Below are 22,628 nucleotides of genomic sequence, written 5' to 3'. Positions count from 1 at the left end.
ATTCCACCCTACCATTACTTCAGCAATTCTTCAAGACATCTATGCTGCAAAATTCATTCTCAAAGGGTAAGTGTCTTAAGCGTTTTCTTTGGCGAAACGTCCGGCGTTAACCCCTGCGAGCCGGCCGGTGACAAGAGCTGACGTGATATTGTAGCCTCCTGTATATCCGTGAATATCCAATATTTCTCCGCAAAAATACAGCCCGTCCATTTTTTTTGAAGCCAGTTTCTTTGGATCAATTTCTTTTACAGATACACCTCCGCCCGTCACGAAGGCTTTGTCGATGGAGAGGGTTCCGTTGGCGGTCACAGTAAACTGCTTACAGTCTTTTATAAAGGCTCTGAAGTTCTCTTTCGGCAGTTCAGAAAATGAAATCTGCGGATCTATGCTGTTCTTTTCAAGCAAAAAGAGCAAATACCGCTCCTGCATCCACGGCTTCAAGACATTTTTGATTGCTTTTTTCGGAGCCTCCTTCAGTTCCCTTTGCATCTTTTGAAACAGCTCTTCTTCGTTTATATGAGGGTAAAGGTCAATGCGCAGTTTCACCTCGGGCTGTTTTCTCAGCTCTTTAACAACAAATTGGCTGCATCTGAGAATGGCCGGGCCTGACAAGCCGAAATGGGTAAACAGCATGTCCATCACGTGGGTGATGACCGGCTTGCCTCTTTTGTTCAGCACGCTGACGCCGACATCTCTGAGGGATAAGCCCTGCAATGTTTTTTGTTTAATAAACGGTTCGGCGGAAGTGACCGGCACTTCTGTCGGAAACAGCTCGGTAATGGTATGCCCCGCAGCTTCTGCCCAGGCGTAGCCGTCTCCCGTACTCCCGGTATGGGGAACGCTTTTTCCTCCGACAGCGATAATAACTGCCCGGGCGTGAATCACCTCATCATTGTTTGTGATAATGCCCGCCGCCCGTCCGTTTTCATAGCTGACGGTTTTGATTTTTTCATTTGTGCGAATGGTGACACCGAGCTGTTTCAGCCGGTCTAAAAGCGCGTCCACCACGCTTTGTGCTTTGTCTGTAACAGGGAACATCCGCCCGTGGTCTTCTTCTTTTAACTGAATGCCGAGTTTTTCAAAAAACGCAATAATATCCTCATTGTTAAATTCCGAAAAGGCGCTGTATAAAAAACGCCCGTTGCCGGGAATATGCTTGATCAGCTCTTCTACGGGAAGGCGGTTCGTCACATTGCAGCGGCCGCCTCCGGAAATGGCGAGCTTGCGTCCTAATTTATTTCCTTTATCTATTAATAAAACACTGGCGCCCTGTTCACCCGCTGCAATCGCAGCCATCAGGCCTGATGGTCCGCCGCCAATCACGATTACGTCATATTGCTTCATAGTTCATCAACAACTTTCTTTTCACATATAGGTCGGCAGGAGGAAAAAACTCCATACGCTTCTATTATAGCGAAAGAAGCGTTTGCCTTAAACGTCTTTTATCCAAACTGTGGCTATGAAGAGATTCTGTTTTGTATTTATTACCGTAAAAATGACCAGTTGTGTTAAAATAGAAAAGTTGAATCTTCGTAGAAAATGGTGATGAAGAAACATGTCAAGCAAACTGTTAAGAGGCACGTTTGTGTTAACACTCGGTACTTACATATCGCGGATATTAGGTATGATTTATTTAATTCCTTTCGGCGCGATGGTCGGAGCAACAGGCGGAGCCTTATTTCAATACGGATATAATCAATATACAATTTTTTTAAACATTGCTACCATGGGATTTCCGGCGGCGGTGTCCAGGTTTGTCTCGAAATACAATTCGAAGGGTGATTATGAAACAAGCAGGAAGATGCTGAAGGCCGGCATGTCAGTCATGCTTGTCACCGGAATGATTGCCTTTTTTATCTTGTATCTGTCTGCTCCATTTTTCGCAAAAATCTCCCTTGGAGGCGCGGATAATAATGGACTGACGGTTGATCACGTGGTATATGTCATCCGCATGGTCAGCTTGGCGCTGTTAGTTGTGCCGATTATGAGTCTTGTGAGGGGATTTTTTCAAGGGCACCAGATGATGGGACCGACGGCTGTCTCACAAGTGGTCGAGCAGCTTGCGCGCATTATTTTTCTGTTGAGCGCGACCTATATCGTTTTAAAAGTCATTGACGGCGGCCTTGTCATTGCAGTCGGCTATGCAACGTTCGCTGCACTGATCGGTGCGTTTGGCGGATTGATTGTGCTTTATTATTATTGGAATAAACGAAAAGGCGATTTGCTGGCCATGCAGCCGAATACAGGCCCGACCGCCGATTTAAGCTATAAGAAAATGTTTCTCGAGCTTTTCAGCTATGCCGCTCCTTATGTTTTTGTAGGCTTGGCGATTCCGCTCTATTCTTATATTGATACGAATACGTTTAATAAAGCGATGATTGAAGCGGGCTATAAAGATATAAGCCAAGACATGCTTGCGATTGTCACACTGTATGTGCCAAAGCTTGTCATGATTCCTGTTTCCTTGGCGACTGCATTTGGGCTGACCTTGATTCCGACCATTACGGAATCATTTACGAACAGGAATTTTAAGCTGTTGAACCAGCAGATTAACCAGACAATGCAGATTATCCTGTTTTTAGTGGTTCCCGCGGTCATCGGGATGTCGTTTTTATCAGATCCGGCATATACGTTCTTTTACGGTTCTGAAAGCCTTCATCCTGAAATCGGACAAGACATCTTGTTCTGGTATGCGCCGGTTGCCATATTGTTTTCTTTGTTTACCGTCAACGCTGCTATTCTGCAAGGCATTAATAAGCAAAAATTCGCCGTTGTCAGCCTCGTGCTGGGTGTCATTGTCAAAGTGCTGCTGAATGTGCCGCTTATCAAATTGTTTCAGGGCAACGGCGCCATCTTGGCGACTGCGCTTGGCTACTCCGTCTCGCTTTTGTACGGATTTATCATGATCCGCCGCCATGCGGGGTACTCATATAAGATTTTACTCAAGCGCGCCATTTTGATTTTTATTCTGTCCGCCGTCATGGGGATCGCTGTGAAAATTACCGAGTGGATTTTGAGCCTGTTTATCTCATATGAAAATGGCCAGATGCAATCAGCCTTTGTTGTCTTTGTCGCTGCCGTCATCGGCGGAGCTGTCTATATGTACGGAGCTTACCGTTTAGGATTTTTGGAGAAAATGTTCGGACGCCGGCTGCCGGGGTTTTTAAAGAAAGGAAGACATTCTTCTGAATAACAAGTTTGCATCAAATGCCCGCAAAATGCGGGCTTTACTTTTATATAAAGGAGAGAATGATATGAGGCTTGACAAGCTGCTTGCCAATAGCGGCATCGGATCAAGAAAAGAAGTGAAAAAAATCGTTAAAGCGGGTGCCGTCAGCATTGACGGAAAGCAGGCTAAAGATGTAAAAACACATGTCGATCCCTCAGAGCATGAAGTCACCGTTTATGGGGAACCAATTGAATATCGGGAATTTATTTATTTAATGATGAATAAGCCACAGGGTGTGCTTTCTGCCACAGAGGACAGCCGGCAAAAGACGGTTATTGATTTGCTGGCACCGGATGATATGCGTTTCGAGCCGTTTCCGGCGGGACGACTTGATAAAGATACAGTCGGATTGCTGCTGCTGACAAATGACGGCCAGCTGGCCCATCGGCTTTTATCGCCGAAAAAGCATGTCCCTAAAACGTATGAAGTGCATTTGAGGTCGGGGCTGTCAGAAGAGGATATTGCTAATCTCGAATCGGGCGTCTTCATAGAGGGCGGATACAAGACAAAGCCCGCTAAGGTAGAAACTATTGCAAATAGTGAGGAACATACAGAAATCCGCCTGACGATCACAGAAGGAAAATATCATCAAGTGAAGCAAATGGCGAAGGCCGTCGAAAATGAGGTCATATTTTTGAAACGGCTATCAATGGGGAGCCTCTTACTGGACCCTTCATTGGAGCCTGGAGAGTATCGGGAGCTGACAGAAGAAGAGCTTAACGGGCTGAATGACACGCAGACGTAAAACGCCCGCATGCGTACGATTTGATCGCACAACAACATGGCAAAGGGAATATCCCTTTGCCTTATTTCTATTGGACTGCCTCACACAGACAGCCCTATGTAATTTTGCGCTTATGAAGTAATCTTTACTTTCTTTCTCGTTGTCTCCCACTTGCCTCGGCTAGGACTTTGAACAAGATCATTATATGCTAACACATTTAAGTCACGCTGGATTGTTCTGGGTGTAATGCCGAATTCGTCAACCAGTTCTTGTGTCGTCACAAGGCCTTTTTCTTGGATGAACATATAAACTGATTTGATTCGAGTTAGCATACGGTTTGTTGAAGGCTTCAAAAAACCACTCCCTATCATAAGATCGGATGGACTTGACTAACCACAACTCACGACTAAAACTGCGAACGAATAAGCAACAAAGGCAGACAATTTGTCTCTCTAATTTATTTCGCCTTTATTATACACGATATTGCTATTGTGAATCTAGGGATAAGTATCAATCAATTTTTTCCATTTATCAAGAGCCATATTCATCTTTTTAGCATTATTATGTGTGGTGGCGCACGTTTATTATGATTATAGAAACTTTTTTTATCTATCATATTCTAAATTGTTCAGGAGGTGAGCGGATCGAGAGAAATGTTAATTACGGTGATTGATGGTCGGGTAATATCGATCGAAAAATCGTACTTTCCCGTGCTTCTTTGGAGAGCCATGTCCGGGGATCTGGTCGGCTTGATCGGGGCAAACGGAGCGGGGAAGAGGCAATAAGAAAAGAAATCAATGCCAGAGCAAGCTCCATCAACTCGCTCCAAATTCCCTGTGTCTTTTAGAATCGGTTTTATCTTTTTTGTATATGCAAAATCCCTCTCGTTTCGCGAGAGGGATTGTTTTTTAATGGCTTTCCAAAATGAACAGCTGGATAAAGAAGAGGACAGCAAAGATTATCACCAGGGGATGAATGTCTTTCCACTTTCTTTTCGCTGCCTTGACTAACGGATAAGAAATAAATCCGAGTGCGATTCCTGTCGAGATGCTTGACGTAAGCGGCATAGCCAAGATGACAAGAAATGCCGGAAAGGCTTCATCAAGCTCGCCCCAGCGGATGTTGGACACAGCGCCCATCATCAGGCTTCCGACGATAATTAATGCCGGAGAAGTGATCGCTGAAATTCCGGATAAGACGCTGACGAGCGGACTGAAAAACATTGAAGCAGCAAACAATACAGCAACGGTCAGTGATGTCAGACCGGTTCTTCCTCCGACAGCAACCCCAGCGGATGATTCGATAAATGCGGTGGTCGGGCTGGTACCGAAGGCCGCGCCTACTGTAGTAGCGGTGGAGTCAGCCAATAAAGCTCTTCTCGCATTCGGAAGCTGTCCGTTTTTCATGAGTCCTGCTTGCTCAGCCACCCCGATCATCGTGCCTGTTGTATCAAAAATCGTCACTAACAGAAAAGAGAACACGACTGCGTACAGACCGTGATGAATGACGTCACCGAAGGCAGCAAACGGATTCGAAATGACGAGGCCTTCCGGCAAGTGCGGAAATGAGATAAATCCTTCCGTAAAGTGCAGCTGTCCGGTAAAGAACGCGATCAGAGCGGTCGCGATCATCCCGATAAATAAGGCGCCGTTTACATTTAGCACCATCAGGATAATACTGATAAAAAGGCCGATCAGCGTTAAAATAACCCCAGGCGAATGAAGGTTGCCGAGCGTAACTAAATTGGATTTATCCGCCGCGATGATTCCGGCTTGACGCAAGCCGATAAAGGCGATAAACAAACCGATGCCTGTCGTGATGCCGTATTTTAAATTATCCGGAATCGCTTCTATGAGTTGTTTTCTTAAAGGAGTTAGCGATAAAATAATGAAGAGAACTCCGGCTATAAATACAGCGCTGAAGGCTGTCGCGTATGTGATGCTGCCGCCGCTGGAGCCTACGACATGATACGCCAGATAAGCGTTCATGCCCATTCCGGGAGCGATGGCAATCGGGAAATTCGCTGCAAGGGCCATCCACAGAGTTCCGACAATGGAGGCAATAATCGTCGCGGTAAAGACCTGGTCAAACGGAATGCCTGCATCAGATAAAATGATCGGGTTTACCACAACGATATAGACCATGGTGAAAAAGGTGGTCATCCCGGCCATGATTTCTTTTTTTACTGAAGTTTGATGCTCTTTTAGATGAAACATAATATCCTCCAATTACGAACGTTTTAACAAAACACCATTAATATTATTCGTTTTATTAGGTTTTTGCAAGTCATATTTTGACGAGAGGGGATTGTTATGAACTGGGAAGTCGAAGTTATTAGGAAAAAAGAGGATTTAATAAGGGATACGCAGCAATTTTTACAAATCAACAGTGTGATGGATGAACAAACAGCCGCCGCAGGTATGCCATTTGGAAAAGGGGTAAATGAATGCCTCACTTCATTGCTTTCGCTTGGTGAGAAAGAGGGGTTCACGACTAAAAATGTTGACGGGTACGCCGGACATATTGAATGGGGGCAAGGCGAGGAGATCGTCGGCGTTCTCTGCCATGTTGACGTCGTGCCGCCCGGAGACGGCTGGACAAGCGATCCCTTTTCCGCCGATATCCGGGACGGGCGTATCTATGCGAGAGGCGCGATAGATGATAAAGGGCCGACAATGGCCGCGTTCTACGCTTTAAAGATTGTCAAGGATATGCAGCTCCCGCTGTCTAAGCGCGTCAGAATCATCATCGGAACGGATGAAGAAAGCGATTGGCGCTGTGTGGAGCATTATTTTAAGCACGAGGATATGCCGACTGTCGGCTTTGCGCCTGATGCCGATTTTCCTATTATTAATGCCGAAAAAGGAATTATTGATGCGTCTTTACGTATTTTGCCGCCTACTCTTGATTCATCTGCGGAATCGGTGCTTGCTTCTTTTCAATCAGGCCTTCGTTTAAATATGGTGCCTGACGCAGCAGAAGCTGTGATCGAAGGATCCGGACAAGAGGACATTCTCAAATCTTTTGAGCAAATGCTGAAGGATACGGATGGCAAAGGTGAAGTGTCTGTTGAGGAAAACCGGGTAGTCTTGCGCATGTTTGGTCAATCCTGCCACGCAATGGAGCCAAATAACGGCGTGAATGCCGGAATTAAGCTGGCTGAATTTTTACAGCGTATTGAGCTTGATGATGCAGGGCGCCATTTTATCCATGCTATAACGGAGTCATTCTCCAACGATACGCGGGGTAAAAAGCTGAACATAGCCTGTGAGGATAAAATTAGCGGCGAACTGACGTTAAATGTCGGAACGTTCCGTTATGAGAAAGCAAAGGGCGGGGAACTTGGCATCAATATCCGATATCCTGTAACGGCAGAAAGCCAGACAATAAGAGAAGCTTTTGAAAACAACGGTACATTCCAGCTTGGAGAATTTAAAGACAGCAAGCCGCATCATGTATCAGCGGATCATCCATTAGTAAAAACCCTTCAGGCTGTGTATGAAGGCCAAGTGGGGCAAAAAGCGGATTTAATTTCAATCGGCGGAGGGACGTACGCCAGATCCTTGCAGGCGGGTGTTGCTTTCGGGCCTTTGTTCCCGGGGCGTCCCGACAGCGCTCATCAAAAGGATGAATACATTGAAATTGATGATTTGCTGAGAGCAACGGCTTTATATGCGCAGGCCATTTACGAATTGGCAAAATAAGTTTTTAAGATCAGTTTTTTATGGCAGGATCTTTATACAAGGACCGAACTCTATTTGAGGGCGGTCTTTTTTAGCGGTTACGTCTTCCGATGAAAAGGGATGCTTTGCAGGCATCCCTTTTCATCATGATTCAAAAGACCATAAATCAGTCGATAAATACCGCTCTCCCGTATCTGCGGTCATGCACACGACGGCCTGATCAGGGGAGAGGCGTTTTGCTGTTTCGATGGCTGCAAAGCAGGCAGCGCCTGATGACGGGCCGACAAGTATTCCTTCCTCAGCCGCTAAACGTCTTGTGGTGGTATAGGCGTCCTCATCGGTGATTTTTAAAATTTCATCATAAACCTGCTGATTTAAAATATCTGGTATGAATCCGGGGCTTGTGCCGACAAGTTTGTGAGCGCCGGGCCTGCCGCCGGACAAAACGGGGGAGCCCGCCGGCTCTACGACATGCACGGTCATATTCGGATACAATTCTTTTAATGCCTCGCCGGTTCCTGTGATGGTTCCGCCTGTTCCCGATGTCGCAACGAAGGCACCTAAAGGTTTGCCGATTTCAGTTATTGCCCGGGCAATTTCAAGAGCGGTTGTTTTACGGTGTGCCTCAGGATTTGCGCTGTTATCAAATTGCATGGGAACATAGCTGTTAGGAATGCTTTCGGCAAGCTCCTTTGCTTTTTTTATGCTGCCGGGCATCCGTTCTGCTCCCGGTGTCAACACGACTTCGGCTCCATACGCTTTAAGGAGATTAATGCGCTCCTTCGTCATCGTATCAGGCATCACCAAAAGCGCTTTGTAGCCTCGGGCCGCCGCATTCATGGCAAGGCCGATTCCGGTATTTCCGCTTGTCGGCTCAATAATGACCGATCCGGGTTTCAGATCGCCGTTTTTTTCGGCTTCAATAATCATATTGTAAGCGGCTCTGTCTTTTACACTTCCGCTCGGATTAAAAGATTCAAGCTTTAAATAGATTTGCGCGGCATTTTCAGGCTGTAGCCGGTTCAGTTTTACAAGGGGTGTATCACCAATGAGATCAGACGTATTTTCAACGATTTTCAACATTGTCATTCCTTTCTGAATAAAACAATCTGTACATAATATCCTAACATATATAAGTGCGGCGGCGAGAGCGTTTTACGGGCATGATTCTCTCATCGGCGCCTGTTCTTTATGATAAAATAATAGCCATAGAAGAAGGGAGCGACAGACATGTCAGACACACGGCCGCATTATTTCATCGGCATTCCGATTTCACCTGAAATTGCGAATTCGATCTTCGAGGCTGCTAAACATGAACCGGCTTTTACGTTTAAGAAATGGGTGCACCCCCTTGATTACCATATCACTTTAATCTTTCTCGGTGCGGCAGAAGACAGCCAACTTCATCAGCTTAAGGGATCGCTTCAGGCTATTGCTGAAGAAACAGAAACGTTTTCTGTACAATTTGGGAACATTGACGTGTTTGGCGACCGCAGACAGCCGCGGGTTTTACATTTGGAACCGAAGGAAAATGACCGCCTTGCAGCGCTCCGTGAGCGAACAAAAGAAGCGGTGCTTCAGGCCGGCTTTCAGGTGGAAAAGAGAGCCTTCCGCCCGCATCTTACACTGGCAAGAAAATGGGACGGAATCGAGGGCTTCCCATCATATGTTCCGTTTAAAAGCGGCGAAGTGACAAGCTTTACAGAACGGTTTTCCTTATTTCAGACCCATCTGAACCGATCGCCGAAATACGAGGAAATCGCTCAATTTCATCTATCAACTTAATCAAAGCGGAGTGGAGAAACAGAATGGCACAGATTATAAAAATCCATGATTATATATCGAGATATGAATTGGACCCTTATCATTACATGAATCAGTTTATCCGATTAAAAAAAGAACGCTGGAAATCGCTTTTGGAAGCAGCTGACGAGCAGCAAAACGAAAAAGAAAGCCAAATGTCAAAAGCGGAAGAAGAACCTGCATCAAAGCGAAAACATTTTTTCTTAAAAAGAAAAAAAGAAGAAGTAACATCCGATATACATCATGGGAGGCATCACTGGTTTGATGAATTGGAGGAGGAGGGCGGCGCGTTTGGAAATCTCCCGTCTGACAGATCGGAGCTCGCTTCTTTTTTTAAAAACCATTTGTACGACTTTCAATTGAAATGGGCGAGCTCCACGCTTTCAGAGATGTCAAACCTTTCAAACAAAGTGAAACATAACGGCATTTTGCGTGAGCTGGCTCAGCAGCTGCCCGATTCATACTTTATCATGTATGAGCCGGTCCTCCAGATTCATCAGGCGGCTGTTGAATTAAGCATCATCATCATTTCTCCTCTTGAAGTATTCTGCTTGGTTTACCTGCAAGCGGAGGAAGACAGTGTGTATATAGGATCAAAAAATCGTTTTTGGGAAAAGAAAACCGCCGCCGATACAGCATCTGTATTGAATCCGGGGCTCAGTTTGTTTCGTACGGGCTCAGTCGTTTCGCAGCTGTTAAAGGAAAAACAGGCCGACATTCCGGTGCAGAAACTGCTGCTAACTAAAACGTCTTACATTGACTATCCCGAACCGCCGTACGGATTAAAAATAATAGATAAACGGAGCGCGGAAGAGTGGATGCAAAAGCAGCAAAAAAACACGGCGCCGATTAAACATCATCAGATGAAGGCTGCGAAGGCTTTGCTGTCATTTTGCCTGTCTGATTCTTATCGGAGAAAAGAGTGGCTCGACTAAAGCGGCACGCCCCGGACGGTTTTCTCATAAAATAAGCAGGTGAGATATAGCAATGAGCCAATGGTTTTTTATTATTAACCCGGCAGCGGGACATCGGAACGGGCTGCGTGTATGGAAGGCTGTCCAAAAGGAATTAATCAAACGAAAGATAGAACACCGCTCCTTTATGACGGAATATCCGGGCCACGCCGAGGTGCTGGCCAGACAGATTTCAACGATGCAGGAACATAAGCTGAAACGGCTGATTGTCATCGGCGGGGACGGGACGATGCATGAAGCGGTAAACGGGCTTACACATGTTAAAAATGTGGAGCTGAGTTTTGTTCCGGCCGGCGCGTATAATGATTTTTCAAAAGGGTTCTCTATCAAAAAATCGGATCTGCTTCATGAAATCAAAAAACAGAAGCGGCCGCTGACCCGATCCTTTCAATTAGGCAGTATGAGATTTCCCCATGAAAAGGCGCAGACTCTTTACTTTCTGAATCATATCGGCATCGGATTTGATGCGCATGTGACCAAAAAAGCAATGGAATTTCCTTTTAGGCGGGCATTGACATGGCTCCGCCTCGGGTTTCTCGTGTATCCGCTTTCTTATTTGTACGCTTCTGTCACCTATAAGCCGTTTTCACTATCCTGTACGGCAGAGGGAGAAGAGCGTGAATTTCACAACGTATGGTTTGCCATCGTTTCGAACCACCCGTTTTACGGAGGAGGCATGAAGGCGGCGCCCCTGGCAAATCCCCGTGAACAGGCATTTGATATTGTCATCGTTGAAAATCTTTCGTTCGTAAAAAAATATTGGTTATTATTTGCGATGAACTTTGGCAAGCATGTGAATATGAAAGGCGTGACGATATTCAAAGCGCAAGAGATTGCCTTGAACACAAGAGACAAAATCCCGTTTCACGCCGACGGAGAGCTGATCGGGACAACTCCGGTTGAGCTGAAACCGTGTCCTGCCCCTCTGCGGTTAAAATCATAAATGTTTTCTGAAGGAGAGATCCGATGGTATGCCTCAACCGCAAGTTCGAAGCGTATTTGGATGAAATGGATGTCATTACAGTGCTCATTCCATCCGGCAAAAAGGAGAAGTATACACTCCCTTTTGTCCTTGAGACAGAAGCCGGTGATGTTTCACTTTCTGTCCGGGCGGAGTGTCATATAGACGGAAAATACAAGTATATATTGGTGTCTGAGCATCCGGTTTCCCTTGGGAAAACCCACTATATAAGAGCATCCGGCGGGGACAAAACAGACCTGCAAATTGGCGCGGTGATACGAACCGAAGCGTTTGACAGCCAGTTTTATTTTGACGGGGCGCTGGGAGCGGATTACACCCCCAGCCGTACAGTGTTTAAGGTATGGGCTCCGACAGCGACGGCAGCGGCCGTCAAGCTGACTCATCCGGAACAACAAGGACTCGTGCTTCAAATGACCAGGCAGGACCATGGGGTATTCGCCGCCCTTGTAGACGGTGATCTGCATGGATACGAATATATGTACCGTATTTGCAACAATTTAGAGTGGACGGAAACCGTCGATCCTTATGCAAAAGCAGTAACGATCAATGGAGAAAAAGGCGTAGTATTGCGCCCAGAAAACCCTCACATCACTTCTCGAGGCATACCGTTTTCGAATCCGGCTGATGCAGTGATCTATGAATTGCATATTCGTGATTTTTCGATTCATGAAAACAGCGGTATGAAGAAAAAAGGGCAGTACCTGGCGATGACGGAAACAGATGCCAAAACACGGGAAGGTGTTTCTGCCGGGCTGTCTTACTTGAAAGAACTTGGCGTGACCCACATTGAACTCCTCCCTGTGAACGATTTTGCCGGAGTGGATGAAAAGAATCCGCTTGCCGCTTATAACTGGGGATATAATCCCCTGCATTTTTTCGCCCCTGAGGGGAGCTACTCTTCTGACCCTTATAACCCGCAGGTAAGAAAATCTGAATTGAAGGAATTGATTCAAACTCTTCATCAAAACGGTCTGCAAGTGATTTTAGACGTAGTGTACAACCATGTCTATAAACGGGAGCATTCGCCCTTTGAAAATACAGTGCCGGGTTATTTTTTCCGCCATGATGCTGATGGCATGCCGTCCAACGGAACTGGCGTCGGCAATGACATTGCTTCCGAAAGGCTGATGGCGAGAAAGTATATCATTGATTGTGTTGTTCATTGGCTGAAGGAATATGACGCGGACGGTTTTCGATTTGATTTGATGGGGATTCTTGATATTGAGACAGTACGCCAGATTAGAGAACGGGCCTTAGCGGTAAAACCGGGAATTCTGCTGTTTGGGGAGGGCTGGAATCTTGACACACCTATTAGCGATGACAAAAAAGCAACATTAGCGAACGCTTTTCAATTACCGGGTATCGGTTTTTTCAATGACTCGTTTCGCGATGCCGTAAAAGGAAGCACCTTTCAGCGCGAAGCGGCGGGTTTTGCGCTCGGCAATGGCGATCAGATTGATGCGGTCATCCACGGAATCACCGGTTCTGCCGGCTGGAAGGAAACAGACCCGATTGTGCAGGAACCAAGCCAGTCCGTTAACTATGTCGAGTCACATGACAATCATACCTTTTGGGACAAAATGCAGTACGTGCTCCCCCATGAAACAGACAGCGTCAAAAGAAGCAGGCAGAAGCTTGCGACTGCTGTTGTGCTGCTGGCTCAAGGGATTCCGTTTATCCATAGCGGACAGGAATTTTTCAGGACAAAGCAAGGAGATGAAAACAGCTATCAATCCGGGGACTCGGTCAACCGGCTTGATTGGACGCGTCGTTCAGAATTCCGGGAGGATGTCGAGTATGTCCGCAGGCTGATTGAAATAAGAAAAGCTCATCCCGCATTCAGATTGAAGAGGGCAGCAGAGGTTGTCCGCCACCTTGATTTTTTGGAAGCAAGAGGGCATCTTATAGCATACAGACTCTTTGATTTGGAAACGATGGATGAATGGAAAGAGATCATTATCGTCCACCATTCCAGCCCGGATAAAGCCGAAATGATGCTGCCTGCCGGGAAAACCTATCGCCTTCTGTGTGATCCGTCCGGTTTTCGCGAACCGCCGAAAGAGATAAAGGAAGAGCTGATCATTGAGGGAATCGGAACATGTATCTTATATATTTAACCTCAGTTCTTAAGAGTTTTGCTTGACGAAGTTTGTGCTATAGCGATAAAATTTAAAAGACGGCTATTGATTAGCATATGAGACTCTCAATAGCTGTCTTTTTTATTTTCATGATATTTGTATGCTAGAAGGCATTTGCCAATGATAGGAAGGCAGATCAGCCTTATTCTAAAATATTTTAAGAAATGATGGGTTGAAAATTGATATGAACTGGTTGGGACAATTACTAGGTAGCGATTGGGAGATCTTCCCCGCCGGAGGAGCTACAGGAGATGCATATTATGCAAAACATAACGGCCAACAGCTTTTTCTAAAACGTAATAGCTCACCCTTTTTAGCTGTTTTATCCGCCGAAGGCATTGTTCCGAAGCTGGTTTGGACAAGACGGATGGAGAATGGTGACGTCATTACGGCCCAGCACTGGATGGCTGGAAGAGAGTTGAAGCCTAAGGATATGAGCGGACAGCCCGTTGCTGAATTGCTTCGGAAAATCCATACCTCCAAAGCCTTGTTGGACATGCTGAAGAGACTCGGAAAAGAACCGCTGAATCCGGAGGTCTTATTATCTCAGCTCAAACAGGCTGTATTTGCTGTACAACAATCTTCGCCGCTGATTCAAGAGGGAATCGGTTATTTAGAAGAGCATTTGCATCAAGTGCATGTCGGTGAAAAGGTCGTCTGCCATTGTGATGTAAATCATAATAACTGGCTATTGTCTGAAGACAACCAGCTGTATTTAATAGATTGGGACGGCGCTATGATTGCTGATCCGGCGATGGACCTCGGGCCTTTGCTGTATCATTACGTCGAAGAGCCAGCGTGGGACAGCTGGCTTAGCATGTACGGCATAAAATTAACAGATCATCTGCGGTTAAGAATGTCATGGTACATGTTATCAGAGACCATCACATTTATCGTCTGGCATAAATCAAAAGGCAACGACAAAGGATATCATGACGCCATGGAGGAACTTCATATCCTGATGAATCGGATCGTAAAATAATCAGGAGTACGAATCCATTTCCTCCACCCATTGAGATAAATGGCTCTGATGCTCCCGGATGTGCGAGTCGATGGAATTGGCCGTTCTGCCTGATTGGCTGTATTGGTACACATCTTCCAGCACGTGTTTGATATTTGAATTCAGATCGGTGTTGGCCATTAATGATTTGATGACGCGTTCAAGCTGTTCATATTCTGCAACAGTGCCGCAGCAATCTAATTGATGGTCAGTCAGTATGTCTTTCAATAGATGAACCTGATGCTCATGATTTAAGCCCATATCCATACACATCCCTTCAGTATCATAAGGGTTAACGTGTTCAAAACAGCACGTTTTTATGCAAGAAAGAGGAGTGTTCCGGCTCATGGGGAACCTCCTTTTTTATGCGGGCGTCAATGAAGCCGGAAATGATAAAAACGCGCTTGCGGGTCTTTTTAATTCATGGTATGTTGTTAGTCGAAATTATAGATAGAGGTGTCAATCATATGAGAATGCGCCATAAGCCGTGGGCCAATGATTTTTTGGCTGAACACTCTGATATTGCAATAAGCGACCCTGCTGCTTATAAGGGGAAATGGAGCACTGTGTTTGGCAATGAAAACCCGATCCATATCGAAGTAGGAACGGGAAAAGGACAATTCATTTCCGGGATGGGCAAGCAGCATCCCGATATTAACTATATTGGAATTGAATTGTTTAAAAGCGTCATCGTTACCGCCGTTGAGAAAGTGAAGCAAAGCGGAGCGCCGAATGTGCGCCTGCTGAATATCGACGCTGATACACTCACCGACGTGTTTGATCCCGGTGAAGTCCAACGGGTATATTTAAACTTTTCCGATCCTTGGCCGAAAAACCGGCACGAAAAACGCCGTTTAACCTACTCGCATTTCTTGAAAAAGTATGAAGAAGTGATGGGCGGAGCCGGAGCGATTCATTTTAAAACAGACAATCGCGGCCTGTTCGAGTATTCGCTGAAAAGTTTTTCTGAATATGGATTGCTTTTAACGTATGTCAGCCTCGATTTGCATAACAGTGATCCGGAAGGCAATATCATGACAGAATATGAAGAAAAATTCTCTGCGCTGGGCCAGCCGATTTACCGGGCGGAAGCGGAATGGAGAACGTAAAACAGACTCTGATACGGGAGTCTGTTTTTTTGTTGCTCCATTTGCTACCATAAAATGCAGGAGGGATCGCAATGGAAACAATGAAAATGGGCAATATTGTGTTTACCTGGCTTGACGGAGGCGTTACCCATATGGACGGGGGCGCGATGTTCGGCGTCGTTCCGAAACCGTTATGGTCAAAGAAATATCCTGTAAATGAAAAAAATCAAATTGAACTGAGAACAGACCCCATCTTGATCCAAAAAAACGGGCTGAATATTTTGGTTGACGCAGGTATTGGGTCCGGAAAGATGACGGAGAAGCAAATAAGGAATTACGGCGTTACACAGCAGTCTAATATAAAAAAATCGTTGGCTGAACTAGGATTGACGGTTCATGATATTGACATCATTGCGATGACGCATCTTCATTTTGATCATGCCTCAGGATTGACAGAATACCAAGATGAAAAACTTGTCTCTGTGTTCCCCGATGCAGACATCTATACCTCGTCTGTCGAGTGGAATGAAATGCGCCACCCGAATATCAGATCCAAAAATACGTATTGGAAAGAAAACTGGGAGGCTGTAGAGGGCCAGGTGAAAACCTTTAACGGTTCCTGCATGATTACAGAAGGGATCACGATGCATCACACCGGGGGCCACAGTGACGGCCACAGCATCCTTGTGTGTGAGGACGGGGATGAAACCGCCATTCACATGGCTGATCTCATGCCGACCGCCGCCCACCGCAATCCATTATGGGTGTTAGCTTATGATGATTATCCGATGACTACTATATCGGAAAAACAAAAATGGCTGGCCTATGCCGAGGGAAAAGACGCCTGGATGATCTTTTATCATGATGAATGTTACAGAGCAGTGAAATGGGAAGAGGACGGCAGCATCACAGATTCACTCAAACGCACGGGGAAGTAGCATATTTTTATGTTTACCCTGCATGATTTCCGGCAAATAAAGCAACCTAGTAAAAATTATGTTGTGAAAGGAAGAGGCAGGGTGAATCAATTTCAAGTGACGAAAGAAGGAGAAATAAAAACAACGTTAAGAGGATTAGAAATCCTTTCCGTTCCTTTTTTAAATAAAGGGGTTGCGTTTACTGAAGAAGAGAGAAAAGAACTTGGGTTAAAAGGCTTTTTGCCTCCAAAAGTATTGACCATTGAGGAACAGGCTAAAAGGGCTTACGAACAATTCGTATCACAGCCTGATGAATTGAGCAAAAATGTCTATTTGACTTCTCTTCATGACCGTAACGAAACGCTGTTTTACCGGTTGTTAAATGACCATTTAGGTGAAATGCTCCCAATCGTTTATACACCGACTGTCGGAACGGCCATCCAAAAGTACAGCCATGAATATCGAAAACCGCGCGGACTGTACTTATCCATTGATGATCCAGAGGGAATGCGTGACGCGTTTAAACAGTTTGGCGGCAAGAATGATCAAATTGATTTAATCGTTGCAACCGATGCGGAAGGGATTCTAGGAATCGGAGACTGGGGGGTCGGCGGAATCGCAATTTCTGTCGGAAAACTTGCCGTCTACACAGCGGCTGCCGGGATTGATCCGAGCAGAGTGCTGGCGGTTGTTCTGGATGCCGGAACGAATCAGGAAAGCCTTCTTAATGATCCGCTCTATGTCGGGAATCAGCATTCCAGAGTCCGCGGCGAGCGATATGATCAATTTATTGATGAATATGTCACATTGGCAAAAGAAACGTTCCCAAATGCACTGCTTCACTGGGAAGATTTCGGCACAAAAAACGCACGGGAGATATTAAAACGGTATAAAGATAAAATCTGTACGTTTAACGATGATATTCAAGGAACGGGTGCAGTTTCACTAGCGGCAGTGCTTTCTTGTGCGAAAGCTTCAAAAATGCCTTTGAAAGAACACAGAGTTGTGATATTCGGTGCGGGCACGGCGGGCATCGGCATCGCTGAGCAGCTCCGTGAAGCTCTCGTGCGTGAAGGCGTTGATGAGGAAGAATCATACCGGCGTTTCTGGTGTGTAGACAGAAACGGGCTGTTAACCGACGATATGGACGATCTGCGGGATTTCCAAGTGCCTTACGCACGCCCGGCTGAAGAAGTGAAGGGGTATCAGCGCGGCGGAGAAGGCGGTTCAATTGATTTGGCAGAAACAGTCCGGCAGGCAAAACCGACGATCCTGATCGGAACATCGACAGTGTCAGGCGCTTTCACTGAAGAAATTGTGAAGGAAATGGCTTCTCATGTAAAGCGGCCTGCCATTTTGCCAATGTCAAACCCGACCAACTTATCAGAAGCAAAACCGCAAGACTTGATCGAGTGGACGGAGGGGCGTGCGCTTGTAACGACAGGCAGTCCGTTTCCGCCAGTCGAATACAACGGCGTCACGTATCATATCGGACAGGCGAATAATGCGCTCGTTTTCCCGGGCCTTGGCCTCGGAACGATTGTAACAAAAGCAAAGCTCATTACGGATAATATGTTTGCAGCCTGCGCCAAATCCATAGCAGGCATGGTGAATGTAGGACAGCCGGGAGCTCCGATGCTTCCAAAAGTTGAAGATTTACGGACTGTATCTGCCACAGTAGCGGTCGCCGTAGCCGAAGCGGCCATCAAGGACGGAGTGGCTGAAGAAGAGCCGGAAGATTTAATTCAGGCAGTGCAAGATGCGATGTGGTATCCAGTGTATAAACCAATACAGGCAATATAAGATAAAAGAGCCGCTGCATACCGCAGCGGCTCTTATCATATACTCGTCCTGTCAGGAAGCGACGGAATCAACGACATCTACAATCGTTCCAGTTTTCGCATCCACCATAACTTCATATTGCTCTAATTCACCGAATGCAGAGCGTGTCACGCCGGTTTTGTAGACATGTACGGTTTCTCCATTAACGTGATAAGGTTCAGGCTCGGTATAAATCCATGATCCATCAATCGGTCCCCGCTGTTTAAAAGCTGATTTTACAATTTGAAGCGCTTTTTCAGATGAAATATAAGGCTTCATGGCATACTGCTTCACAATGACAGCTGCTGCAATTCCAAGTCCTGCTCCTAAAAGAAGATGACGCAATTTCACAATAAAGCACCTCCTGAGTTATCGTACTTTTTATTATACAGAAGATGCCAGGTGCTGTTAAGTAATGTGTGGTTTATGAGCCGATTCGGACAAGGTGCTTGGAAAACAGCTATTTTTCTAATAAAATAAAAAGACTTACATAAGAAATGAGGGGAAAACATGAATCAAGAAACGAAAGCGCTTTTCCAAACACTGACGCAGCTGCCCGGAGCCCCCGGCAATGAGCATCAGGTTCGCGCATTTATGAAGCAGGAGCTCTCAAAATATGCCGATGACATCGTGCAGGATAGACTTGGAAGTGTTTTCGGAGTAAGAAAAGGCGCGGAGGACGCGCCGAGAATTATGGTCGCCGGACATATGGACGAAGTCGGATTTATGGTGACCTCCATTACTGATAACGGTTTGCTGAGATTTCAGACCCTCGGCGGCTGGTGGAGTCAGGTGCTCCTCGCTCAAAGGGTTGAAGTTCAGACAGATAAAGGCCCGATTCCGGGTGTCGTGGCCAGCATCCCGCCTCATTTATTAACAGATGCCCAGCGCAGCAAGCCGATGGATATCAAAAACATGATGATTGACATTGGAGCGGATGATAAAGAAGATGCCATTAATCTTGGGATTAAACCCGGACAGCAGATTGTCCCGGTATGCCCATTTACGACAATGGCGAACGAAAAGAAAATTTTATCAAAAGCTTGGGATAACAGATACGGATGCGGTTTGAGCATTGAGCTTTTGAAAGAATTGCATGGCAAGGACGTGCCGAATAATCTTTATGCGGGTGCAACGGTTCAGGAGGAAGTCGGCTTAAGAGGCGCGCAGACTGCCGCCAATATGATCAAACCCGACTTGTTTTTTGCTCTTGATGCAAGTCCCGCGAATGATATGAGCGGCGACAAGCAGCAATTTGGCCAGCTCGGCAAAGGCTTTCTGCTTCGTATACTTGACAGAACCACAGTGATGCACCGCGGAATGAGAGAGTTTGTCCTCGATACTGCGGAAACTCACGATATTCCTTATCAATATTTTGTATCCGGCGGCGGTACTGATGCCGGCAGAGTGCATATTTCAAACAATGGTGTTCCGTCAGCGGTCATCGGCATTTGTTCCCGCTATATTCATACAAACGCCTCAATCATCCACATTGATGACTACGCAGCGGCTAAAGAAATGCTGATCAAGCTCGTGACTGCCTGTGATAAACAGACGGTTGAATCGATCAAAGAGAATATGTAACTCTTGTATGAAAGCTTGTCGGCAAAGGCTTTGTCCCGCGCCGGCAAGCTTTTTAGGTTCTTCGGCACGGAGGGCTAAGGGTGTCATGAAACAAAAAAGCAGGTCCGCCAAAAGCGGTGCCTGCTTACTCAGCTTCAAATACATAGGAGAGGGCCTTAATGGCTTGGTTGACGGTTTCTACAGTGATATTTGCCTTATTTGTCAGCTCTTTTAACGGATGGTGGAGCGATTCCGGCCGGATGATAATCAGCGGTTTACCTTTTGCGATGGCATAAGAGGCATCCATCGCCGTATTCCATTGCTTGTATTTTTCGCCAAACAGGGCGATGACAAAGTCTGCTTTATTCATGAGGACAGCTGTTCTGAAGTTATTCACATCAGAAGCCTTATCATCTTTTAAAACGGCATCGTGCTGCTCTCCCATAATTTCTTCTCCGATGTTGTCTGAACGGTCATGATGTTCCATCGGACCGACAAACGTAATCGGAAGTTTTAAAGATTTTGTTTTCTCCTTCAGCTCGTCCCGCCAGTTGCTGTGGATTTCTCCTGCTAAGTAAACGGTAAATTGCATACCAATTCCTCCTTATGTATGGCTGATCTCTGTAAATTTTGCCCTTGATACCAAGATGTTAAACGAAACGTGCTTGATAATGCAAATAAAATATGATAATGATAATGGGAACATTAATCTTACATAGTCATTTATTGCATATAGTTGGTCTTGCTGTTATCAGTTTGGTATGATCCAAGTGGACTTAGTATCTGCATACAAATTTGTAAAAACTAAAAACAACTGGAGGAATAGAAAATGAAGAAATTAGAATCAATTGAAGAATTGCAAAAAGCGGTAAAAGATGATTGGGCCGTTTTCATGTTTTCAGCAGACTGGTGTCCTGACTGCCGCTTTGTAGAACCGTTTCTACCGGAGCTTGAAGCAAACTTTCCTGAATTCACGTACTATTATGTCGACCGTGACAAATTTATTGATACATGTGCGGAATGGGAAATCTACGGCATCCCGAGCTTTGTCGTATTTAATGAAGGCAAAGAAGTCAGCCGTTTTGTAAGCAAGGACCGAAAAACAAAAGAGGAAATCGAACAATTTTTAACTGAATCTCTTGCTCAATAACAAAGGAGGGCATTAGCTTGAAAATGACGTCAAGGAAGCTGTCAGATCTATTAAAACAGCGCCTTCAGCACGAGAATCGTTCCTTTTTATTTGACAGAGAAAAAGACACCCTCCGTGTTGAGGATCAAACGACTAAAAAAGGCATCACACTTGAACTGCCGCCGATTATCGCAAAATGGGAAGTGAAAAAAGAGGAAGCGATTGATGAGATCGTTTATTACGTTGCAGAAGCGCTTGCCGCCATGGAAGGCAAAGCGCAAGAAATGACGGGCAAGGAAAGCCGGATCTATCCGGTCATTCGTTCGACCTCTTTTCCCGATACATCTAGCGAAGGGATTCCGCTTGTCTATGATGACCACACAGCCGAAACCAGAATCTACTATGCGCTTGATCTCGGGAACACATACCGCTTGATAGACCAGCGCATGCTTGAAAAAGAAAACTGGTCAAAGGAGCGGATCAGAGAAACGGCCTCTTTTAATCTCCGTTCTTTAAGAACGGTTGTCAAAGAAGATACAGTCGCCGGAAATTACTTTTATTTCTTCCGAGCGAATGACGGGTATGATGCCAGCCGAATATTAAATGAAGCCATCCTCAATGAATATAAACACAATTCAGAGGGCGAGTTAGCCATCTCTGTTCCGCATCAGGACGTTCTGATACTTGCTGACATTCGAAATGAAACAGGGTATGATATTCTTGGGCAAATGTCAATGAGCTTCTTTGCAAGCGGCACCGTTCCGATTACCGCTCTCTCATTCCTGTACAATGAAGGAAAGCTGGAACCGGTGTTTATCTTGGCAAAAAACCGGCCGAAAAAGGATTAGAAAGGATTTTACTTATGAACGCTTTTTATAATAAAGAAGGTGTGGGAGATACGCTTTTAATCTCTCTTCAAGATGTTTCACGCGAGCAAGCCGGATTAGAAAAGCACGGCGACGTTGTGAAAATTTATAACAAAGAGACAAAGGAAACGACAGGCTTTAATATTTTTAATGCGTCTTCCTATTTAACAATTGCAGAAAAAGGCCCTGTCGCACTTTCAGAAACCTTTGTGCAAGATGTAAACGAGATCTTGAACAGAAACGGCATTGAAGAAAAACTGACTGTCGATTTATCACCTAAATTTGTTGTCGGTTATATTGAATCAAAAGAAAAACATCCGAATGCTGATAAGCTGAGCATCTGCCAGGTTAATACAGGAGATGAAACAGTGCAGATCGTATGCGGAGCGCCAAACGTTGACCAAGGCCAAAAAGTTGTCGTGGCCAAAGTAGGCGCCGTGATGCCGAGCGGACTTGTGATTAAGGCTGCTGAACTGAGAGGCGTCGCTTCCAGCGGTATGATCTGCTCCGCTAAGGAACTCGATTTACCGGATGCTCCGAAGGAAAAAGGTATTCTTGTGTTAGAAGGAGAATATGAGGCAGGAGAACCATTTCAATTTTAGACTCCCATAAATCAGGGGAAAATATCGAATCATGTGAACAAAGCCGCTGAGCCTAATGCTCAGCGGCTTTGTTCTGCTGTAAAGCTAAATCTTTTCTGAGTCACGCAGC

At 45.6% G+C, this 22,628-nt stretch carries 23 protein-coding genes; 16 read left to right on the top strand and 7 right to left on the bottom strand.

From position 1 onward, the window contains the following. Window positions 1–75: 75 nt before the first annotated feature. Complete coding sequence (locus AAHT65_RS00670; RefSeq protein ID WP_094232601.1) at window positions 76–1,344, bottom strand: NAD(P)/FAD-dependent oxidoreductase; 1,269 nt, start codon at window positions 1,342–1,344, stop codon at window positions 76–78. A 211-nt stretch (window positions 1,345–1,555) separates the two neighbouring features. Here AAHT65_RS00670 and AAHT65_RS00665 point away from each other — a divergent pair, with 211 nt between their 5' ends. Together AAHT65_RS00665 and AAHT65_RS00660 are read left to right on the top strand one after the other, a co-directional pair. Next, complete coding sequence (locus AAHT65_RS00665) at window positions 1,556–3,193, top strand: putative polysaccharide biosynthesis protein (RefSeq protein ID WP_061571869.1); 1,638 nt, start codon at window positions 1,556–1,558, stop codon at window positions 3,191–3,193. A gap of 61 nt (window positions 3,194–3,254) precedes the next feature. After that, window positions 3,255–3,974, top strand: a complete 720-nt coding sequence (locus tag AAHT65_RS00660) for a pseudouridine synthase (protein WP_003325007.1) — start codon at window positions 3,255–3,257, stop codon at window positions 3,972–3,974. A gap of 110 nt (window positions 3,975–4,084) precedes the next feature. Here AAHT65_RS00660 and AAHT65_RS00655 read toward each other — a convergent pair whose 3' ends face one another. Next, complete coding sequence (locus AAHT65_RS00655; RefSeq protein ID WP_003325009.1) at window positions 4,085–4,306, bottom strand: DeoR family transcriptional regulator; 222 nt, start codon at window positions 4,304–4,306, stop codon at window positions 4,085–4,087. Between the two features lie 300 nt (window positions 4,307–4,606). On the opposite strand from AAHT65_RS00655, the gene AAHT65_RS00650 reads away from it, so the two are divergent. Next, a complete protein-coding gene (locus AAHT65_RS00650; RefSeq protein WP_343310827.1) occupies window positions 4,607–4,738 on the top strand; it encodes a hypothetical protein in 132 nt (43 codons plus the stop codon). Between the two features lie 123 nt (window positions 4,739–4,861). Here AAHT65_RS00650 and AAHT65_RS00645 read toward each other — a convergent pair whose 3' ends face one another. After that, window positions 4,862–6,169 carry an NCS2 family permease gene (locus AAHT65_RS00645; RefSeq protein WP_003325010.1) on the bottom strand — a complete coding sequence of 436 codons (1,308 nt, stop codon included), beginning with the start codon at window positions 6,167–6,169 and terminating at the stop codon, window positions 4,862–4,864. A gap of 96 nt (window positions 6,170–6,265) precedes the next feature. Between AAHT65_RS00645 and pepV the strand changes: the two genes are divergently transcribed. Continuing rightward, on the top strand, window positions 6,266–7,657 hold the full coding sequence (gene pepV / locus AAHT65_RS00640) for a dipeptidase PepV (protein WP_094232599.1): 1,392 nt from the start codon (window positions 6,266–6,268) through the stop codon (window positions 7,655–7,657). Between the two features lie 123 nt (window positions 7,658–7,780). Here the strand turns inward: pepV and cysK are convergent, their stop codons facing one another. Beyond that, window positions 7,781–8,719, bottom strand: a complete 939-nt coding sequence (cysK, locus tag AAHT65_RS00635) for a cysteine synthase A (protein WP_343310826.1) — start codon at window positions 8,717–8,719, stop codon at window positions 7,781–7,783. Window positions 8,720–8,866: 147 nt separating this feature from the next. Between cysK and thpR the strand changes: the two genes are divergently transcribed. From thpR to AAHT65_RS00610, 5 genes are all read left to right on the top strand, one after another. Then, window positions 8,867–9,421, top strand: coding sequence for an RNA 2',3'-cyclic phosphodiesterase (gene thpR / locus AAHT65_RS00630; protein ID WP_343310825.1), 555 nt, complete (start codon window positions 8,867–8,869; stop codon window positions 9,419–9,421). A 23-nt stretch (window positions 9,422–9,444) separates the two neighbouring features. Beyond that, window positions 9,445–10,374 (top strand): hypothetical protein, encoded by a 930-nt coding sequence (locus tag AAHT65_RS00625; protein ID WP_343310824.1) that lies wholly within the window; start codon window positions 9,445–9,447, stop codon window positions 10,372–10,374. A gap of 52 nt (window positions 10,375–10,426) precedes the next feature. Next, window positions 10,427–11,356, top strand: coding sequence for a YegS/Rv2252/BmrU family lipid kinase (locus tag AAHT65_RS00620; RefSeq protein WP_106046893.1), 930 nt, complete (start codon window positions 10,427–10,429; stop codon window positions 11,354–11,356). Between the two features lie 23 nt (window positions 11,357–11,379). Then, window positions 11,380–13,512: a type I pullulanase gene (gene pulA / locus AAHT65_RS00615; RefSeq protein WP_343310823.1), complete on the top strand. Its 2,133-nt coding sequence runs from the start codon at window positions 11,380–11,382 to the stop codon at window positions 13,510–13,512. 205 nt (window positions 13,513–13,717) lie between these two features. Then, window positions 13,718–14,515 (top strand): phosphotransferase family protein, encoded by a 798-nt coding sequence (locus tag AAHT65_RS00610; protein ID WP_003325017.1) that lies wholly within the window; start codon window positions 13,718–13,720, stop codon window positions 14,513–14,515. Here the strand turns inward: AAHT65_RS00610 and AAHT65_RS00605 are convergent, their stop codons facing one another. Beyond that, on the bottom strand, window positions 14,516–14,794 hold the full coding sequence (locus AAHT65_RS00605; RefSeq protein WP_003325018.1) for a YtzH-like family protein: 279 nt from the start codon (window positions 14,792–14,794) through the stop codon (window positions 14,516–14,518). 206 nt (window positions 14,795–15,000) lie between these two features. Between AAHT65_RS00605 and trmB the strand changes: the two genes are divergently transcribed. The 3 genes from trmB to AAHT65_RS00590 all read left to right on the top strand — a co-directional run bounded on the left by trmB (window position 15,001) and on the right by AAHT65_RS00590 (window position 18,341). Continuing rightward, complete coding sequence (trmB, locus tag AAHT65_RS00600) at window positions 15,001–15,642, top strand: tRNA (guanosine(46)-N7)-methyltransferase TrmB (protein WP_003325020.1); 642 nt, start codon at window positions 15,001–15,003, stop codon at window positions 15,640–15,642. Window positions 15,643–15,713: 71 nt separating this feature from the next. After that, on the top strand, window positions 15,714–16,559 hold the full coding sequence (locus AAHT65_RS00595) for a YtnP family quorum-quenching lactonase (RefSeq protein WP_268476050.1): 846 nt from the start codon (window positions 15,714–15,716) through the stop codon (window positions 16,557–16,559). A gap of 81 nt (window positions 16,560–16,640) precedes the next feature. After that, complete coding sequence (locus tag AAHT65_RS00590) at window positions 16,641–18,341, top strand: NAD-dependent malic enzyme (RefSeq protein ID WP_343310821.1); 1,701 nt, start codon at window positions 16,641–16,643, stop codon at window positions 18,339–18,341. 51 nt (window positions 18,342–18,392) lie between these two features. Here AAHT65_RS00590 and AAHT65_RS00585 read toward each other — a convergent pair whose 3' ends face one another. Continuing rightward, window positions 18,393–18,710: a PepSY domain-containing protein gene (locus tag AAHT65_RS00585; RefSeq protein ID WP_003325023.1), complete on the bottom strand. Its 318-nt coding sequence runs from the start codon at window positions 18,708–18,710 to the stop codon at window positions 18,393–18,395. A 159-nt stretch (window positions 18,711–18,869) separates the two neighbouring features. On the opposite strand from AAHT65_RS00585, the gene AAHT65_RS00580 reads away from it, so the two are divergent. Continuing rightward, on the top strand, window positions 18,870–19,943 hold the full coding sequence (locus tag AAHT65_RS00580; RefSeq protein ID WP_003325024.1) for a M42 family metallopeptidase: 1,074 nt from the start codon (window positions 18,870–18,872) through the stop codon (window positions 19,941–19,943). Window positions 19,944–20,067: 124 nt separating this feature from the next. Here AAHT65_RS00580 and AAHT65_RS00575 read toward each other — a convergent pair whose 3' ends face one another. Then, window positions 20,068–20,514, bottom strand: coding sequence for a YtoQ family protein (locus AAHT65_RS00575; RefSeq protein WP_003325025.1), 447 nt, complete (start codon window positions 20,512–20,514; stop codon window positions 20,068–20,070). Window positions 20,515–20,751: 237 nt separating this feature from the next. On the opposite strand from AAHT65_RS00575, the gene AAHT65_RS00570 reads away from it, so the two are divergent. Genes AAHT65_RS00570 through ytpR form a run of 3 tightly spaced genes read left to right on the top strand, consistent with a single transcriptional unit; the run spans window position 20,752 to window position 22,519 of the window. Continuing rightward, window positions 20,752–21,072 (top strand): thioredoxin family protein, encoded by a 321-nt coding sequence (locus tag AAHT65_RS00570; RefSeq protein ID WP_003325026.1) that lies wholly within the window; start codon window positions 20,752–20,754, stop codon window positions 21,070–21,072. 17 nt (window positions 21,073–21,089) lie between these two features. Then, window positions 21,090–21,899, top strand: coding sequence for a DUF1444 domain-containing protein (locus tag AAHT65_RS00565; protein ID WP_315915756.1), 810 nt, complete (start codon window positions 21,090–21,092; stop codon window positions 21,897–21,899). Window positions 21,900–21,913: 14 nt separating this feature from the next. After that, window positions 21,914–22,519, top strand: a complete 606-nt coding sequence (gene ytpR / locus AAHT65_RS00560) for a YtpR family tRNA-binding protein (RefSeq protein ID WP_315915755.1) — start codon at window positions 21,914–21,916, stop codon at window positions 22,517–22,519. The last annotated feature ends 109 nt before the right edge of the window (window positions 22,520–22,628 follow it).

The sequence above is a fragment of the Bacillus atrophaeus genome (assembly GCF_039519175.1).
Lineage (GTDB): Bacteria > Bacillota > Bacilli > Bacillales > Bacillaceae > Bacillus > Bacillus atrophaeus.
This window is presented reverse-complemented; position numbering and strand designations above follow the sequence as displayed.